We start from the raw sequence: 16,545 nt of genomic DNA, 5'->3' as shown, positions 1-16,545 counted from the left end.
TTCCTGTGAGAGGGGTGGAGATGCCCGGGCTGCGAATATCATGGTTCACCCGCATCAGTCATTTCCCTCTTTGAGTGCTTCTCTTATTCCTTCACCGACCAGGTTGGTGACCAGCACGCTAAACAGGATGGCCATCCCTGGCAGAGTGACTGTCCAGGGCGCCAGATAGATGAGGTCGCTCGAGTCGGCCAGCATGGTTCCCCACTCAGGTTGGGGAGACTGGGCACCGAGGCCGAGGAAGCCCACCGCCGATATATCCAGTATGGCAGCCGACAGGGTGCGGGTGGTCTGGGCCACCAGGGTCTCGACGATGTTGGGCAGCACGGCCAGCCGCATGATGCGCCAGGGGGGCGAACCGTCGAGGCGGCTGGCGATGATGTACTCCTTCTGCATCTCGGTATGGACGGCGTTATAGGTGGCGCGGATGAAGGGCGGGATCAGCGCGAGGGTGATGGCGATCAGGGTATTGCCAAGACCGGGGCCCAGGATGGCGACCATGATGATAACCATCAACAAGGACGGAATGGAGAGCAGGGTATCGAGCAGATGGTGCAGTACGCTCGATTTCAGCCCTCGGCTCATGCCGGCCAGCATGCCGATCAGGGTGCCGATCACCATGGCGATCGCCACCACCCCCAGGGCATAGCCGAAGGTGAGCCGGGCGCCGACCACCAGTCGCGACAGCATGTCGCGGCCCAGATCATCGGTGCCGAGGAAGTAGTCGATATTGCCGCTGTTGGCCCAGGAGGGAGCCAGCAGCAGATGCTCGCTGTGCTGCTCATCTATGCCATAAGGGACCAGCAACGGGCCAACTAGGGTCAGCAGCAGCAGGGCAACAAAGCACCAGAGCCCGGCCATGGCCAGTGGATTACGCCGATAGGCCGCCCAGGTCTGCTCCAGGGGGGAGAGGATCCGCAGCTCGGGGTAGAGATTATCCTTGTCTTGCATACAACTCCTTGCGCCGCGCCGGATAGATGAGCGTGGTCAGCAGGTCGGTACTGACACTGATGAAGATGACGAAACCGGCGACCACCAGGGTGGCGCCACGGATGGCGGCATAGTCCTGCAGGGCGATGCTGTTGATGAGCCAGCGTCCTATGCCATGCCACTCGAACACCACTTCGGTGATCATGGCGGAGGTGAGTACACTGCCGAGCTGCAGGCCGAGCAGGGGCAGCACCGGGGGCAGGGCATTCTTCAGGCCATGGCGCCAGACAATCTGGCGGCGGGAGAGGCCGCGACTGGCGGCAGCCTTGATGTAGTTCTGCTTCATCACGTCGATGAGGGAACTGCGCACATGGCGGATCACCTCTGTGGTGGGCACCACGGCCAGGACCAGAGAGGGCAGTATCATGTGGCGCAGGGCATCGTGCAGCGCGGCATCACGCCAGGGCTCCTCGCTCAGCAGCACATCGACCAGGGCGACCCCGGTGATCGATGGCACGTCATAGAGCAGACTGAGCTGGCCGGAGGCGGGCAGCCAGCCGAGATCCAGGGAGAAGAACATCACCACCAGCAGCGCCAGCCAGAACACGGGCACCGCGTAGCCGATGAGGCCGGCGGTCATGATGCCCATATCCAGGCCACGGCCCTGATAGAGGGCCGCCAGGGTGCCCAGCGGAATGCCGATACACAAGGAGATGGCAAAGGCGGCGACGCACAGGCTCAAGGTGGCCGGGAAGTAGTGGCGGATCTCATCGAGCACGGGGCGCCCCGAGACGCTGGAGACCCCCAGGTCTCCCTCGAAGATATGGCGCAGGAAATCGGGGTAGCCGCTCCAGAAGCTCGGTTGCTGGCCGAGCAGACGGTAATCGAGCAGATACGCGACCACCGTCAATGCCAGCAGGGTGATGAGCAGCAGATTGATACGACGCAATATGTAAAACAGCATGCTAGTGCCTCTGCGACGGGATGAAGAGGGCGTCCCCCTGGGGACGAATGAGCAGGCCAGCGCTGTCAGCAGGCTGGTCGGAGGCTAGCGATGGCAGGGATGATGTCCGGATTGGCATGCTCATTTGCGGTGGACCTGATTGAAGGAGGTGCCACCGAAGGGCATCAACTCCAACCCCAGCACGTCCTTGCGACTGGCCTGGATACGCAGGGCATGCGCCAGGGGGATCAGGGGCAGCTGCTCGTTGAGCATGCGCTGGGCATAATAGTAGTTGCGCAGCCGGAACGAGAGCTTGCCGCTGCCCACCGCATCGTCGAGCAACTGATCGAAGGCCGGGTTGCACCAGCGGCTGTCGTTGTTGCCCTGGGCTACGGCGTTGCAGCTCAGCAGCTGGCGGAAGAAGTTGTCCGGATCGGCGTTGTCGGCCATCCAGCCCGATAACAGGCTGTCGTAATTCCCCTTGCTCAGACGCTGCTCTATGACGGGAGCCTCCTGTTGCACGATGCGCAGCCGTATGCCCACCTCGGCGAGATCGTTGCGGATGAGCTGAGCCGTCTTCAAGGCGTCCGGGTTGTAGGGGTGCGAACCCGGCGGCACCAGCACCTGCATCTCGAAGCCCTGGGGCAGTCCCGCCTCCTTGAGCTGCGCCCGCGCCCGGTCGAGATCCTGCTTGCGACTCGGCGAGCTGGGATCATAACCCCAGGAGCGCGGCGGCAGCAGGCTGTTGGCACTCTGGCCAGTCCCGAAATAGACCGCTTGCAACAGATTGGGCACATTGATGGCACTGGCGATGGCCTGGCGTACCTGCACCTTGTTGAAGGGCGCCTTGCGGGTATTGAGGGCGAGGAAGGCCACGTTCATGCCGGGCTGCACCGCCAGGGTGAGATCATCATGCTGCTGGATCACCGACAGCTGACTGGCGGAGGGGTAGCTCATCACGTCACATTCACCGGTGAGCAGCTTGGCGAGCCGCTTGGAGGATTTGGGGGTGATGTCATAGACCAGCTGTTCGAGGGGGGCCGGGCCGCGCCAGTAACCGGGATGGCGCTCGAAGCGGATGAACTCGTTGTGGCGATACTCCTTGAAGCGAAAAGGGCCAGTCCCTATGGGGTGGCTGTCGAGCAGGGCGGGGGTACCGGCGGCCAGCATGGCCTGGCCATACTCGGCGGAGAGCACCACCGCATAGTCACTCGCCAGGGTGGCGAGGAAGGAGGCATCGGGGCGATTGAGCTCGAATACCACCTGATAGGGGCCCGTCTTGCGCACACTGTGCAGCAGATTATCCAGCCCCAGGCTGGTGAAATAGGGGTAGTGGCCGCCAGAAACATGGTGATAGGGGTTCGCGCTGTCGAGCAGCCGCTGCCAGGTGAACAGCACATCGTCGGCGTTGAGGGGGCGACTGGGGGAGAACCAGGCGGTGTGATGGAACAACACATCCTGACGCAGGTTCAGGGTGTAGATGAGCCCATCCTCGCTCACCTGCCAGTCGCGGGCCAGACTGCCGTGCAGCGCCAGGGTATAGGGATCCGATTCCAGCAGGCGATCGTAGAGGGGGCGGGCGCTGGCATCCAGGGTTGCCCCCGAATTGGCCAACTGGGGATTGAAGGTCTGGGGCGCCCCTTCGCTGCAGTAGATGAGCCCCGTTGTGGAGGCTTCCGTCTGTTTCTGACAGCCGCCAAGCAGTACGAGACTGGCGAGCAGCAGTGGTGTGAGCATTCTCATTATGAAACCATGTCGTTAGCAAGTTGGCGAAGCCGATGGCCCCCACGGTGGCGACCTGTCACAGGACGCTCCACCTTTCAGACGGGGTCATTGTCCCCGTCCAGCAGCTGATATTTGCGTAACATCCCGCGAAACTGGTGGTAACTCAGGGTCAGCAGTTGGGCGGCTTTGCGCTGATTATACTGGGATTGTCGCATCGCTTGCTTGAGTAAATCTATCTCGACGCTCGCCACCTGGGTTTTCAGATCGCAAGGCAGGGTCGGCAAAGAGATTGAAAAAGCCTCATTTGTATCAGCTGTATCCGCCTCTTGCCCCGTGGATCCTCGGACCGGCTCGATGCCGGTGGTGGACGCGGTGCGCCGCGCCCCGGGACGCCAGGGAGAGTCGAAGGGGTTTATCACCAGTTCGCCGAGGGCCAGCCTGGGATTGGCCTGACGATAGATGCTGCGTTCAATCACGTTCTTGAGTTCGCGCACATTACCGGGCCAGTCGTAGTCGTGCAACAGCGCCTTCGCCTCCCGGGAGAAACCGGCGAACAGATCGTAACCCAGCTCTCGGGTCATGCCGTGGGCAAAATGCTCCGCCAGCAACAGGATGTCGTCGCGCCGCTCACGCAGGGGGGGCAGGGTGATGACATCGAAGGCCAGCCTGTCGAGCAGGTCATGGCGAAAGCCGCCACGTTCGGCCAGGGCAGGCAAGTCTTCATTGGTGGCGCACACCAGCCGCACATCCACGCAGAGCGCCTTGGCACCGCCAACCCGTTCGAACTCGCCGTATTCGATGACCCGCAGCAGCTTCTCCTGAACCCGGGCGCTGGTGGTGGCCAGCTCGTCGAGGAAGAGGGTGCCCCCATCGGCGCGCTCGAAACGGCCCTGATGGCGCTTGGCGGCGCCGGTGAAGGATCCCGCCTCGTGGCCAAACAGCTCGGTTTCCAGCAGGCTCTCACTCAAGGTGGCGCAGTTGATGGTGACAAAGCTTTGATCCCAACGCGGCGAGAGATAATGTAGGCGATGGGCGATCAGCTCCTTGCCGGTGCCCCGCTCGCCGATGATGAGCACGGGTTTGCGCAGTGGCGCCAGTCGTGAGGTCTGTTCAACTATCTCGAGGAAGGCGTTCGACACGCCAAGCAGGCTTTCCGTGGCCATGATGTTCCCTGTGGTTGGTAAAAGCTGGTCAATATTACCAAGAGTTGGTTATTTTTATCACCCCACTATTCTTCATTCGAGTCATGTGGCATGGTGTTCCTAGATAAATCATTGGGTTAGCGATATTTAAATATTTGGCATGGTGGTTGCAATACTCGAATGGTAAATCACTCATGCAATCAAAGGAGTCTCATCATGAGCATTTTTTCCCGGTTAGCCGACATCATCAACTCCAACCTGACGGCGCTGCTGGACAAGGCGGAAGATCCGCAAAAAATGGTGCGCCTGATCATTCAGGAGATGGAAGATGAGTTGGTCAAGGAGCGCTCCAACCTGGCTCGCTTCCTGGCCGATCAGAAAGAGATTGGTCGCCAGGTCGCCCGCCATCAGGAGCGGGTCGACGAGTGGCAGAGCAAGGCCGAGCTGGCCCTCTCCAAGGGGCGTGAAGATTTGGCGCGCGCCGCCCTCATCGAGAAGAAGAAGCAGGCTGAGCTTGGCGATAACCTGGCGCGTGAGCGCCAGGCCGTGGACGCAGGCATCGACAAGCTGGGTGACGAGATCCGCCAGCTCGAAGCCAAGCTCGAAGATGCTCGCGCCCGTCAGAAGGCCATGGTCATCCGCACCGAGGCGGCCAGCAGCCGCTTGAATGTGCAGAGCCAGGTCGCCCGTGGCGGCAGCCAAGGGGTGGTCGACAAGTTTGAACGCATGGAGCGCCGTATTGACGAGATGGAGGCCCGCGCCGATCTGGGGCAGTCCGACAAGACCCTGGCGAGCCAGTTTGCCGAGCTGGAAGTCGACGATCAGATCAGCCGCGAGCTGGATGCCCTGCGCCAGAAGATGGGTCAGGCCAGCGACGGCAAACAGGGAGAGTAATGCATGGAAGACATTCTTGGCATATTCGTGGCACCCATCATGGTCTTCATGGTGGTGGTCGCCCCCATCTGGTTGGTGCTGCACTACAGGGCCAAGGGGCGGATCGGGGTCGGTCTGGCCGATAACGAACGGGATCAGTTGCAGGGCCTCTTGCAAAAAGCCGACAAGATGCAGGAGCGGGTCGGGGCCCTCGAGTCCATTCTGGACGCCGAGGTACCTGGCTGGAGGAACAAGGTATGAGCCTCTCTATCCTGAATGATGAGCCCCGTATGGGTATGTTCGGAGTCTCGGTATCCAGGCAGGACGCCGAGGTACCTGGCTGGAGGAACAAGGTATGAGCCTCTCTATCCTGAACGATGAATCCTGGATGGGTATGTCCGGGGCCTCGGCATCCAGGCAGAACGCCGTGGTACCTGGCTGGAGGAACAAGGCATGAGTGAATCCTTTGGACAAGAGAGCCGCCGCAATCTCTACCGCGATCCCCAGAAGGGGCGTATCGCCGGTATCTGTGCCGGTCTCGCCGAGTACTTTGGGGTCGAGACCTGGATAGTGCGATTGCTGGCCATCAGTGGCCTCATCTTCGCCGGTTTCATCACCTTCACCGCCTATATCGCGGCCTGGTTCCTGCTCGACAAGAAGCCGGTGTTGCTGACGCCCGACTCGCCGACTCCTGCGGAGAGCCGGATGAAGGCCCATAGCTGGCAGGCGGGCATGACGCCGTTGCAGGCCCTGGACAAGGTGAGCCGCGAGCTGGCCGCCCTGGAGCCCAGGGTGCAGCGGATCGAGAAACTGGTGACCTCCAAGGAGTTCACCCTGCAGCGAGAATTCAACAAACTTTGATACGCACTCTGGAGAGAAAGCTCTCGGCCTTGCAGCACAAGGCCGAGGACGCGGTGAATCGGGTGCGTGACAGGCACCTGCGTCTGGCGGTGACCGGCTTGTCGCGCAGCGGCAAGACCGCCTTCATCACCGCCCTGGTCCATCAGCTCGAGCATGCCGCCATCGATGGCCGCCTGCCCCTCTGGGATGCCGCCCGTCAGGGGCGTCTGCTGGGCGCGCGCCGCGTGCCTCAGCAGAATCTGCACATTCCCACCTTTCCCTATGAACGGGGGCTGGGCAGCCTCTTCGCCGATCCCCCCGCCTGGCCCGAGGCGACCCGTGGCGTGGCCGAGGTTCGCCTCGAGCTGCGTTATCGCACCCGCCACCCTCTGCGTCGCCACTTGGGGGAGGTATCGACCCTCTATCTGGACTTGGTGGATTACCCGGGGGAGTGGTTGCTGGATCTGCCGCTGCTTGAACTGAGCTACGAGCAGTGGAGCGAGCAGGTGCGCGAGCAGCTCAAACGCCCCGCCTTGCAAGCCCTGGCCGCGTCCTGGCAGCTGACCGAGCAGGGTCAGCCTTGGCGAGCGGAACAAGCATTTGATGAGGGGGAGGTGGCGCGTCTCGCCGAGCGTTACACCGACTATCTGCATGCCTGCAAGCGCGAGCTGGGGCTGCACCTCATTCAACCCGGTCGTTTCGTGCTGCCGGGGGAATATCAGGGGGCCCCCATGTTGCAGTTCGTGCCCTGGGTCTGGGAGAGCCCCGCGGGAACCCTGGGGGAAGAGAGCCTGTATCTCACCCTCAAGCGGCGCTTCGAGCAGTACAAGCAGCATCTGGTGCAAGGCTTCTACGAGCAACATTTCGCCGGTTTCGATCGCCAGATAGTGCTGGTGGACTGTCTGCAACCCCTCAACGCCGGGGCCGAGAGCTTCGGCGACATGCAGCAATCCATCGCCCGCATCATGGAGAGCTTTGCCTATGGCAAGAGCAGCTGGTGGCGCCGCTTGTTTGCGCCGCGCATCGACAAGCTGCTGTTTGTGGCGAGCAAGGCCGATCACGTCACTCCGGATCAACATGCTCCCCTGGTCTCCTTGCTGCAGCATCTGGTGCAGAGCGGACGGGGTCAGGCGCGCTTCGAAGGCATCGCGACCGAGTGTCTGGCGCTGGCCTCCATCAAGGCGACCGACGCGGGCAAGGGCATGGCGGGCGGGCGCGAGTTTCCGGCCATCAAGGGCACCAGTCTCGCCGGTGAGCCACTGCTGATATTCCCGGGGGAAGTGCCGGCCCAGATCCCGTCTGCCGCCTGGTGGCAGGGTCAGCAATTCGACTTCCAGGCCTTCCGTCCTCTGCCCATGAGCCCCCATCAGGCGATGCCCCATATTCGCCTCGATGCCGCCCTGGAGTTCTTGCTGGGCGACAAGCTGGAATAGCGGCCATTGGGGTCCATCAGGGCAGAACGCCATGGCCTTGCATGATATGTCTCTATGCTCCCCGGCATGTCTGCTGGGGAGCGGTTGGAATAAATTGGCCCGGCTCGGGACACACAGTGTTGTGATCCCGGGTCTAGGGATCCATTGAATAACTCCCAGCTCAGAGGTTGGGAGAGAGGAGAGCGGCATGAATGAGCTAAAACAGGAGCCCAGGTTGCAGGGCAGAGTCGTGCTGGAAGAGCCGCTCACTCCCCCGGAGCCCGCCCCCCTTGCCAAGGCTCAGGTGCTGGAGGATGAGAGCTTCGAGCGGCTGGAAGCCCTGGATGAACTGACCGAGGTTGAACCCGCCTTGACGGTGCGCCCCCGACGCCGGCACCGATTGCTGGCCTGGGGCCTGGGGGCGGTCGGTCTGCTCTCCCTGGGGCAGTTTGTCGGCTTTCTCTATGAGAGCTTCCTCGCCTCGCCATTCTGGGGTGGAGCCTGGCTTGTCGCCTCCGGCCTGGTGCTGGTCGGCACCGCGACCGTGGTCGGGCGTGAGTGGCTGCGGCTGCGCAAACTCAAGCGGCGCCAGGATGTACGCTCCAAGGCCGAGGATCTGCTGGCCCATCAGGGGGTGGGGCAGGGGCAAGCCTTTTGCGAAGGGCTGGCGGTAAAAAGTGGCGACAAGGGGCGGGAGGGCTATCAGCACTGGCTCGCCCAGCTCGACGAGAGCCACAGCGATCGCGAGGTGCTGACCCTCTACAGCCAGCTGGTGCTGACCGAGCGCGACAAGCTAGCCCAGGCCCGGGTGGCCAAGTGGTCGGGGGAGGCGGCGGTGCTGGTGGCACTGAGCCCCCTCGCCGCCGTCGACATGATGCTGATGCTGTGGCGCAACCTGCGCATGATTGAAGATATCGCCGATGTCTATGCCATCGAGCTCGGCTACTGGAGCCGCATTCACCTGATCCGTCAGGTATTTCGCAACATGCTCTATGCCGGCGCGACCGAGCTGGTGACCGAGGTGGGCATGGATCTGCTGGGGGCGGAATTGACCGCCAAGCTCTCGGCCCGGGCGGCGCAAGGGGTGGGGGCCGGTCTGCTCACTGCCCGGCTTGGCCTGCGCACCATAGAGGCGTGCCGCCCGCTGCCCTGGTGCGCGGACGAGAAGCCCAGACTCTCCGAGATGCGCAAGGGGCTGGTGCGCAAGATAGCGGGCTACCTGAGCAAGGGGTAGTCGGGGATGAGCCCGCCTGTCACATTTTCTTTACATTCATCAATGCGCAGCCGACCCTGGGTCGGCTGCTTTTTTAGGGGAGAAATCGTTACAGTGATCCCATCAGGCCCTGCTGTCAGTGGTTGGGCAAGATAACCTCTTCTGAGCCAATGGGAGTGGCTCACGGACATGGCGACCGACTCGCTATCGCCACCGATGTCGCAGGATGCCAGCATGGGAAATCACTACAGTGCCCGCCAAGCGGATAGCCAGGGATTCATCGACTACAGCGACGATGAACATGCTACCTGGCAGATATTGATCGAGCGTCAGTTGCCTTGTCTGGCCGGGCGGGCCTGCGCCGAGTATCAGGCCGGGCTGGACCTGCTCGAGCTGCCCCGGGATCGCATTCCTCAGCTGGGGGAGATCAATGCCGTGCTCGCGCCCTGCACCGGCTGGTCGGTGGTGGCGGTGCCGGCGCTCATATCCTTCGACCGTTTCTTCGAATTGCTCGCCCATCGCCAGTTCCCGGTGGCCACCTTCATCCGCCGCCGTGATGAGCTCGATTATCTGCAAGAGCCGGACATCTTCCACGAGATCTTCGGCCACTGCGCCATGTTGACCAATCCGGCCTTCGCCGATTTCACCCACACCTATGGCCAGCTGGGACTCAGTGCCAACAAGGAGGAGAGGGTCTTCCTGGCCCGGCTCTACTGGTTCACCGTGGAGTTTGGTTTGCTGCAAACCGAGCAGGGGTTGCGCATCTATGGCGGCGGCATCCTCTCCTCCATCGGCGAGACCGCCTATGCCCTGTCCGACACGCCGCGCCGCGCCCCTTTCGCGCTGCAAGATGTGCTGCGCACCCCCTATCGCATCGACATCATGCAGCCCCTCTATTATGTGCTGCCGAGCCTGGACAGCCTCTATACCCTGACCCGGGAGGAGATACTGGCGCAATTGACCAGGGCCAGGGAATTGGGTCTGTTCGAGCCCCTCTATCCCCCCAGGCAGATCCAGGCCGCAAGTTGAACCCGATCATCCAGGCCTGGTGCCTGACATCCCGCTTTCGTTAGAGAAGGAGAAAAACATGTCTGAACTGGCAACCCAGCGTTGTGAGGCCTGCCGGGCCGATGCCCCCAGGGTGAGCGAGCATGAATTGGCCGAGCTGATGCGCGCCCTTCCCGACTGGCAGCCGGTGAGTGAACAGGGCGCACTGCAACTGCGCCGTGAATTCACCTTTCGCAACTTCAAGGAGGCGCTCGCCTTCACCAACCGGCTCGGCGAACTGGCCGAGGCGGAGTTTCATCACCCGGGGATCCTGACCGAGTGGGGCAAGGTGACGGTGACCTGGTGGACCCACAAGATCCACGGCCTGCACCGCAATGACTTCATCATGGCGGCGCGCACCGACAGCTTGTTCAAATAGTGCACGCCAGCCCTCTCTAGGGGGACGGTAGTGACGGCGTCGTGGGCCTGCCCGGTGCAAACCGGGGCGGGCCCTCATTTTTACCGGGCAAGTCTCGCACTGGCGGGGGGGAGACGTTATTATCACGCCCATCATGAAGTTAGCCAGGAAGCCTGCCTCGAATGCGTCTTGAAGTCAGCTGTGAAGACCGCCTGGGTCTGACCCGGGAATTGCTCGATCGTCTGGTGGAGCACAATATCGATCTGCGCGGCATCGAAATCGATACCACAGGCATCATCTACCTCAATTTCCCCGAGCTGGAGTTTCGCGACTTCCAGCACCTGATGCCCGAGATCCGCCGCATCCCCGGGGTACATGACGTCAAGACCATCCCCTACCTGCCCTCCGAGCGGGAGCATCACGAGATCCGCGCCCTGCTCAAGGCGCTGCCGGATCTGGTGTTCTCCCTCGACAGTCGCGGTCGCATCACCCAGGTCAACCAGTCGGCCCTGACCACCCTCAACCTGCCACAGGAGGAGGTCAAGGGGGTAGCCCTCGGCTCCCTGATCAAGGGCTTCGCCTTCACCCGTTGGCTCGAGTCGAGCGACATCAAGCCGCAGACCTGCAAGCTGAGCCTGGGCGGTGAGGAGTACCTGGCGGATCTGATGCCGCTGTTCGTGGCCGAAGAGAAGGGCAAGCAAGCTCTGGCGGGCGCCGTGGTGGTGCTCAAGTCTGCCCGCCGGGTCGGTCTGCATTTCAGCGCCCTGCATGCCATCGAGGTGGGCGGTTTCGAGCATCTGCAGGCAGAGAGCCCCAAGATGAGACAGGTTCTGACTGAGGCCAGCAAGTTGGCGATGCAGGATGCTCCCTTGCTCATCGTCGGCGAAACCGGCACCGGCAAGGAGCTGCTGGCCCGCGCCTGTCATGGGGCCAGCCTGCGCTCCAGCCACCCCTTTATGGCCCTCAACTGTGCCGCCATGCCCGACAACGTGGCCGAGAGCGAGCTGTTTGGCTATGCCCCCGGCGCCTTTGGCAATAACACCGAGGGCAAGCGCGGTGTACTCGAGCTCGCCAGCGGTGGCACCCTGATGCTCGATGAGATAGGGGACATGTCCGCGCACCTGCAGACCAAGTTCCTGCGCGTGCTGCAAGACGGGGTGTTTCGCCGGGTCGGCGACGAGCAGGAGGTGAAGGTCAATGTGCGCTTCATCTGCACCACCCAGAAGCAGTTGCTGGATCTGGTGGCCGAGGGCAAGTTTCGCGAAGATCTCTACTACCGTCTCAACGTGCTGAGTCTGGCGCTGCCCCCCCTGCGCGAGCGCAAGGCGGATATCATGGCCCTGGCCCAGCAGTTCGTCGCCCGTTTCGCCAGCGAGTTGCAGCGCCCGCGCCCACGCTTCACCCGTAACATGGCCGAATACCTGACCGCCTACCGCTGGCCGGGCAACGTGCGTCAGCTGCGCAACTGCCTCTACCGCGCCATGACGCTGCTGGAAGGGGACGAGATTGGCCCCGAACAGATAGACCTGCCGGTCGCCCCCGATGCCATGCCGCTCATCGACGAGTGGTTCGAAGGGGCACTGGACGAGGCGGTCAAGCGCTTCGAGAGCCGCTTGCTGGCGCGTCTCTACCCGGCCTTCCCCTCGACCCGCCAGCTTGCCAAGCGCCTCGGGGTCTCCCACACCGCCATCGCCAACAAGCTGCGGGAATATGGCATCGGCAAGAAGTAACAGACCCGCTCTTCAGCCGATGCAAAGGGGCCGTTTGGCCTCTTTTTCTATGGAAAAAGGCCAGAACCTGTTTTGATCTATCATGGCCTTGGAGGCCAGCGCTGTGGATAACGGCGTTATGCTGGCGCTGGCGGTTGACAGGAAGCGCCGTGGCACGGCACTGTCGGGCTAACCCTGTGGTTCAGGGACATGTTAGGATCTGTTCGGCTATCTCTATGATCAAACCTATGCACTTATCGTATCTGCTTCATCTGTTTGCTGGTTTCTTCCTGCTGGCAAGCTCCCTGGCTCTGGCCGATATCCAGACCCCTGGCCGTTCTGGCACCCAGGCCGAGTTGCGCGTGGAACACGTGCGCCAGACGGTGCTCGATATCCTCAGCTATACCCGCTGGCCTGTGGAACCCCCTGTATTGCGACTCTGTGTGCTGGGGCCGACCGAGTATGCCGATAGCCTCTTTCATCTTCGCCAGCAAGCCAATGGCCGCCGGGTCACGGTCAGCCGCTACAGTGTTGGCGATCCCCTGATCCCGGGGCATTGCGATGTGATCTATCTGGGGGATGTCACCGAGGCCGAACGGCTGGCGCTGTTTGCCCATTTGCAAGGCCATGCCGTACTCAGCATCAGTGAGAAGGATGGCCCTTGCAGCACCAGCAGTGTCTTCTGCCTGCAGGTGGGGGATGAGCGAGTGCGCTTCAACGTCAATCTCGATGCCCTGGCCCTGAGCGGGGTCAAGGTGCATCCCGCCGTGCTCAAGCTGGGCCGGGCTGACGAGGCGCGACCATGATCTCCTTCATCCGCCTTGGCAAAAAACGGCTGACCCTGCGGCAGAGCCTGGATCGCACCCACCTGATGGTCTCCCTGACGGCGGTCTGCCTGGTGGGGGGCTTGCTCACCGCCATGGCCATGCTCTCGCTGCGTTTTTACACGGATCACAATCTTGACCTGGTGGCGCGCGCCATCGGCTATACCACGGAAGCCGCGGTGGTGTTTCAGGATGGGGAGGCGGCCCGGGAGGCGCTGCAAAATATTGCCTCCCATGAGGATGTGGCCGAGGTGAGCATAGTGCTCGCCTCGGGGAAGTTGCTGGCCTATTGGTCCAGACCCGCCTCCTTGCCCTGGTTCGCCCTGGAGCGGCAGTTGGCCGAATTGGTGCTGCCCGGGCCCATCGAACTGCCCATGATCCACAATGGCCACGAGGTTGCCCGCATCAAGCTGGTTGGTCATGGCCAGTATCTGCTCAGCTTCCTGGTACAGGTGCTGGCGGCCATGCTGGTCTGCATGCTGCTCAGTACCCTGGGGGCGCTCTATATTGCCCGCCTGATGCAACGATCCATCACCACACCGCTGAGATCCCTGGCACAGGTGGCCCATGGGGTCAGCCGCGAGCGTTCCCTGAAACTGCGGGTGCCCGAAGCGAGCATCACCGAACTCAATACCCTGGGCCAGGATTTCAATTCGCTGCTCGATGAACTCGAGGCCTGGCAGGCTCATCAAGAGCGCGAAAATGCCAGCCTGCTGCACCTGGCCACCCACGACAACCTCACCGAATTGCCCAATCGGGCGCTGTTTGAGGCTCGATTGCAACAGGCGATGAACAATGGCCGGGCCCGCGCCGAGCGCTTCTCCCTGCTCTACCTCGATTGTGACAACTTCAAGCAGATCAACGACAACCTGGGCCATGGCACCGGGGATGAGGTGCTGGTGGCCATCGCTCGGCGTGTCCAGCATCAGCTCAGGCCACAAGACTTGGTGGCGCGCCTGGGGGGCGATGAGTTCGTGGTACTGCTCAGCCCCATCTCGGCCGATCGGGATGTGGTCGATATCATCAATCGCATCGGCAAGGCCATGGCCGAATCCATTGCCCTGGCCGATGGCAGTCGGCTCGATTGCACCCTCAGCATAGGGGCGGCCCATTTCCCCACCGATGGCGACAGCGCCGAGGCCCTGTTGCAGCACGCCGATCACGCCATGTATCTTGCCAAGCGGCAAGACAAGGCGCAGCGGGCCAGGGAGTCAGAGGTTCACACACCCAAAGAGGAAAGTAGGTAATGAAGATGGTTATTCGTGTCGCCCTGACCGGGCTGCTGCTGACGCTGCTTGGTGGCTGCGCCACCCAGACGGGCCTGAGCGCCGAACAGCTCGCCATGCTCAAGGAGCAGGGATTCCGATTGACCGAAGAGGGCTGGACCCTGGATCTCTCCAATCGGGTATTGTTTGCCAACGATGTGGGCCGACTCAGCGAGCAGACTCAAGGGGCTGTGCGTACATTGGCCGACAATTTGCAACTGGTCGGTTTGAACCGGGTGCGGATCGAAGGTCATACCGACACCAACGGCCCGGCCGATTATAACCAGCGGCTCTCTCTGACCCGTGCCCAGTCGGTGGCCGATGTCATGGTCCTGGCCGGCATGGTTCCGGCCAACCTGATCATTCAGGGGCGAGGCGAGGTTGAACCCATCGCCGACAACAAGACCCGTGAAGGCAGGGCCCAGAATCGTCGGGTCTCCATCGTGATCCCCAACCAGTAAGCCGGTGACGGTGAGCGCATGATGCGCGGGAGTGTGATGCAAGAGAAGGGCGCCTGTGGCGCCCTTCTTGTCATCGGGAACCAGCCGCTGGCCTATCTGGGGGCCGTAATGTGAGATCCTGGATGGATAACCGGCCATGATGCAGCCTCTGCCCCTTGTCCCTCGGCGGGCGGCGGTTAGAATAGCGGCCAATAGCGAAGGCATGCAGGGAGGAGAGCGATGTTTCGGCTAGGACTTATCATCAATCCGGTCGCCGGCATAGGCGGCCAGGTCGCCCTCAAGGGCAGTGACGGCATGCTGGACGAGGCACTGGCCCGGGGCGCCGTGCCCAGGGCCAATGAGCGTACCCGCCAGGCGCTGCAACCGTTGATTGGGTTGGCTCACTCTTTTGAGATAGTGACGGTGGCCGGTGAGATGGGAGGGCGCCTGGCGGATGAGCTTGGCCTGCCCCATAGGGTGATCTATGACCCCGTTTCGCTCCAGACGACACCGGAAGACACCAGGGCCGCGGCACGTTTGATGATGCACGCTGGCGTCGATCTGCTGCTGTTTGCCGGCGGTGATGGCACGGCCCGGGATATCTGCGCCGAGGTGGGAGAGCAGCTGCACGTGCTCGGTATCCCGGCTGGCTGCAAAATTCACTCTGGGGTCTATGGCGTGACCCCTCAGGCGAGCGGCCGGGTTGTGGCCCGGATGATCGCAGGTGAGCTGCTCAGCCTGATGGAGGGGGAGGTGATGGACATCGACGAGGTCGCCTTTCGCGAGGGGCGGGTGCGAGCCCGCCATTATGGTCAGCTCAAGGTTCCGAACGATCTGCGCTACGTGCAGTCGGTCAAGCAGGGGGGCCGGGAGAGTGAAGAGCTGGTGCTCGACGAGATAGCGGCCGAAGTGATGGAGCAGATGGAGCCCGATACCCTCTACCTGATGGGATCGGGGGGGACCGTTGCGGCCTGCATGGACCGGCTGGGTCTGGAAAATAGTCTGCTCGGTGTGGATCTGGTGGAAAATGGTCAGCTGATCGGGCAGGATCTGGGCGCTCACGAGATCCTGACCCGGACTCGTGGCCGCCACTGCCGACTGATCATTACCCTGATAGGCGGACAGGGGCACCTGTTTGGTCGCGGCAACCAGCAGCTCAGCCCGGAGGTGATCCGGGCGGTCGGTCTGGACAACATCCTGGTGGTGGCGAGCAAGCGCAAACTGGCGGCGTTGGAAGGGCGCCCTCTGCTGGTGGATACCGGTGACGAGGCGCTGGATCGCGCGCTGTGCGGTTATCAAAGGATCACGACAGGATATAGGGATCAGGTCATCTATCCGGTGGCCAACCCACAATAGCACTGCAAGGATGCGGCATGCCCTGTGGAGCCCGATCAACCGGATCAGGGTTCCAACCCCAAGTTATCTTGCCGGCAATCCCGGCGAATGAGGCTGCGTTAAATGACGATTCATGAATTTGAACACAAATTGTTGGCACTGATAGACAGCATGGTGACCACGGCGACCGAAGATGAGCTGTTTGCCGGGGGTTATCTGCGGGGCCATATCTCCCTGGCGGTGGCCAGGGCCGAGCTGGAGGGCAAGACGCTGATCCGGGATGTGAAGAGCTACGTGCTGCGCAGCCTCAACGACGCCATCTTGCAGGGGGAGTTGTCGGAGCAGGATGAGACCCTGGTACAGGCCATGTGGAAGCGACTGCAACTGCAGGCAGAAGCTTGATCCCAGACACATTTCAAACACAAGTTTAAGGTTGTGCTTTCCCGAAGGTTAACAAAAGGTTAATAATAAACTACCTCATTTGTTTCAGGG

At 62.0% G+C, this 16,545-nt stretch carries 17 protein-coding genes; 13 read left to right on the top strand and 4 right to left on the bottom strand.

Annotation, left to right across the window (positions count from 1 at the left end; genetic code table 11):
• Positions 1-54 precede the first annotated feature (54 nt).
• From BN1130_RS14785 to pspF, 4 genes are all read right to left on the bottom strand, one after another.
• Positions 55-948, bottom strand: a complete 894-nt coding sequence (locus BN1130_RS14785; protein ID WP_042042889.1) for an ABC transporter permease subunit — start codon at positions 946-948, stop codon at positions 55-57.
• On the bottom strand, positions 932-1,891 hold the full coding sequence (locus BN1130_RS14780; RefSeq protein ID WP_042042888.1) for an ABC transporter permease: 960 nt from the start codon (positions 1,889-1,891) through the stop codon (positions 932-934). Before BN1130_RS14780 ends, BN1130_RS14785 begins: the two co-directional genes overlap by 17 nt.
• A gap of 120 nt (positions 1,892-2,011) precedes the next feature.
• Positions 2,012-3,607 carry an ABC transporter substrate-binding protein SapA gene (gene sapA, locus BN1130_RS14775; protein ID WP_042042887.1) on the bottom strand — a complete coding sequence of 532 codons (1,596 nt, stop codon included), beginning with the start codon at positions 3,605-3,607 and terminating at the stop codon, positions 2,012-2,014.
• A gap of 83 nt (positions 3,608-3,690) precedes the next feature.
• Positions 3,691-4,758, bottom strand: coding sequence for a phage shock protein operon transcriptional activator (pspF, locus tag BN1130_RS14770; protein WP_042042886.1), 1,068 nt, complete (start codon positions 4,756-4,758; stop codon positions 3,691-3,693).
• 195 nt (positions 4,759-4,953) lie between these two features.
• On the opposite strand from pspF, the gene pspA reads away from it, so the two are divergent.
• The 13 genes from pspA (at position 4,954) to BN1130_RS14705 (ending at position 16,455) form a co-directional block, all read left to right on the top strand.
• Positions 4,954-5,631: a phage shock protein PspA gene (pspA, locus tag BN1130_RS14765; RefSeq protein WP_042042885.1), complete on the top strand. Its 678-nt coding sequence runs from the start codon at positions 4,954-4,956 to the stop codon at positions 5,629-5,631.
• 3 nt (positions 5,632-5,634) lie between these two features.
• Positions 5,635-5,871, top strand: a complete 237-nt coding sequence (gene pspB / locus BN1130_RS14760) for an envelope stress response membrane protein PspB (RefSeq protein ID WP_005907556.1) — start codon at positions 5,635-5,637, stop codon at positions 5,869-5,871.
• A gap of 192 nt (positions 5,872-6,063) precedes the next feature.
• Complete coding sequence (gene pspC / locus BN1130_RS14755) at positions 6,064-6,471, top strand: envelope stress response membrane protein PspC (RefSeq protein ID WP_042042884.1); 408 nt, start codon at positions 6,064-6,066, stop codon at positions 6,469-6,471.
• Positions 6,468-7,883 (top strand): YcjX family GTP-binding protein, encoded by a 1,416-nt coding sequence (locus tag BN1130_RS14750; RefSeq protein WP_042042883.1) that lies wholly within the window; start codon positions 6,468-6,470, stop codon positions 7,881-7,883. The genes pspC and BN1130_RS14750 overlap by 4 nt, the downstream gene beginning before the upstream one ends.
• 187 nt (positions 7,884-8,070) lie before the next feature.
• The gene (locus BN1130_RS14745) at positions 8,071-9,096 is read left to right on the top strand and encodes a YcjF family protein (protein WP_042042882.1); all 1,026 of its coding nucleotides are present in this window, start codon (positions 8,071-8,073) and stop codon (positions 9,094-9,096) included.
• Between the two features lie 213 nt (positions 9,097-9,309).
• Positions 9,310-10,104 carry a phenylalanine 4-monooxygenase gene (phhA, locus tag BN1130_RS14740; RefSeq protein WP_042042881.1) on the top strand — a complete coding sequence of 265 codons (795 nt, stop codon included), beginning with the start codon at positions 9,310-9,312 and terminating at the stop codon, positions 10,102-10,104.
• Positions 10,105-10,162: 58 nt separating this feature from the next.
• Positions 10,163-10,501: a 4a-hydroxytetrahydrobiopterin dehydratase gene (locus tag BN1130_RS14735; protein WP_042042880.1), complete on the top strand. Its 339-nt coding sequence runs from the start codon at positions 10,163-10,165 to the stop codon at positions 10,499-10,501.
• 161 nt (positions 10,502-10,662) lie between these two features.
• Positions 10,663-12,210, top strand: a complete 1,548-nt coding sequence (tyrR, locus tag BN1130_RS14730; RefSeq protein ID WP_042042879.1) for a transcriptional regulator TyrR — start codon at positions 10,663-10,665, stop codon at positions 12,208-12,210.
• Positions 12,211-12,437: 227 nt separating this feature from the next.
• The gene (gene yfiR, locus BN1130_RS14725; protein ID WP_042042878.1) at positions 12,438-12,995 is read left to right on the top strand and encodes a regulatory sequestration protein YfiR; all 558 of its coding nucleotides are present in this window, start codon (positions 12,438-12,440) and stop codon (positions 12,993-12,995) included.
• On the top strand, positions 12,992-14,260 hold the full coding sequence (gene dgcN, locus BN1130_RS14720) for a diguanylate cyclase DgcN/YfiN (protein ID WP_042042877.1): 1,269 nt from the start codon (positions 12,992-12,994) through the stop codon (positions 14,258-14,260). Before yfiR ends, dgcN begins: the two co-directional genes overlap by 4 nt.
• The gene (gene yfiB, locus BN1130_RS14715) at positions 14,260-14,739 is read left to right on the top strand and encodes an outer membrane lipoprotein YfiB (RefSeq protein ID WP_042042876.1); all 480 of its coding nucleotides are present in this window, start codon (positions 14,260-14,262) and stop codon (positions 14,737-14,739) included. The genes dgcN and yfiB overlap by 1 nt, the downstream gene beginning before the upstream one ends.
• Positions 14,740-14,958: 219 nt before the next feature.
• Positions 14,959-16,074 (top strand): ATP-NAD kinase family protein, encoded by a 1,116-nt coding sequence (locus BN1130_RS14710; protein ID WP_042042875.1) that lies wholly within the window; start codon positions 14,959-14,961, stop codon positions 16,072-16,074.
• A gap of 102 nt (positions 16,075-16,176) precedes the next feature.
• Positions 16,177-16,455, top strand: coding sequence for a YfcL family protein (locus tag BN1130_RS14705; RefSeq protein ID WP_042042874.1), 279 nt, complete (start codon positions 16,177-16,179; stop codon positions 16,453-16,455).
• Positions 16,456-16,545: the final 90 nt, after the last annotated feature.

Source organism: Aeromonas rivuli, from assembly GCF_000820045.1.
GTDB lineage: Bacteria > Pseudomonadota > Gammaproteobacteria > Enterobacterales > Aeromonadaceae > Aeromonas > Aeromonas rivuli.
The sequence above is the reverse complement of the archived record's forward strand: the minus strand, read 5'-3'. Positions and strand labels throughout refer to the sequence as shown.

Excerpts from the sequence above, each read along its gene's own strand:
- phhA (WP_042042881.1), top strand. The coding sequence starts at position 9,310 with ATGGGAAATCACTACAGTGCCCGCCAAGCGGATAGCCAGGGATTCATC.
- yfiR (WP_042042878.1), top strand. The coding sequence starts at position 12,438 with ATGCACTTATCGTATCTGCTTCATCTGTTTGCTGGTTTCTTCCTGCTG.
- pspB (WP_005907556.1), top strand. The coding sequence starts at position 5,635 with ATGGAAGACATTCTTGGCATATTCGTGGCACCCATCATGGTCTTCATG.
- BN1130_RS14780 (WP_042042888.1), bottom strand. The coding sequence starts at position 1,891 with ATGCTGTTTTACATATTGCGTCGTATCAATCTGCTGCTCATCACCCTG.
- BN1130_RS14705 (WP_042042874.1), top strand. The coding sequence starts at position 16,177 with ATGACGATTCATGAATTTGAACACAAATTGTTGGCACTGATAGACAGC.
- pspC (WP_042042884.1), top strand. The coding sequence starts at position 6,064 with ATGAGTGAATCCTTTGGACAAGAGAGCCGCCGCAATCTCTACCGCGAT.
- dgcN (WP_042042877.1), top strand. The coding sequence starts at position 12,992 with ATGATCTCCTTCATCCGCCTTGGCAAAAAACGGCTGACCCTGCGGCAG.
- BN1130_RS14710 (WP_042042875.1), top strand. The coding sequence starts at position 14,959 with ATGTTTCGGCTAGGACTTATCATCAATCCGGTCGCCGGCATAGGCGGC.
- BN1130_RS14735 (WP_042042880.1), top strand. The coding sequence starts at position 10,163 with ATGTCTGAACTGGCAACCCAGCGTTGTGAGGCCTGCCGGGCCGATGCC.
- BN1130_RS14745 (WP_042042882.1), top strand. The coding sequence starts at position 8,071 with ATGAATGAGCTAAAACAGGAGCCCAGGTTGCAGGGCAGAGTCGTGCTG.
- pspA (WP_042042885.1), top strand. The coding sequence starts at position 4,954 with ATGAGCATTTTTTCCCGGTTAGCCGACATCATCAACTCCAACCTGACG.
- yfiB (WP_042042876.1), top strand. The coding sequence starts at position 14,260 with ATGAAGATGGTTATTCGTGTCGCCCTGACCGGGCTGCTGCTGACGCTG.
- BN1130_RS14785 (WP_042042889.1), bottom strand. The coding sequence starts at position 948 with ATGCAAGACAAGGATAATCTCTACCCCGAGCTGCGGATCCTCTCCCCC.
- pspF (WP_042042886.1), bottom strand. The coding sequence starts at position 4,758 with ATGGCCACGGAAAGCCTGCTTGGCGTGTCGAACGCCTTCCTCGAGATA.
- tyrR (WP_042042879.1), top strand. The coding sequence starts at position 10,663 with ATGCGTCTTGAAGTCAGCTGTGAAGACCGCCTGGGTCTGACCCGGGAA.
- sapA (WP_042042887.1), bottom strand. The coding sequence starts at position 3,607 with ATGCTCACACCACTGCTGCTCGCCAGTCTCGTACTGCTTGGCGGCTGT.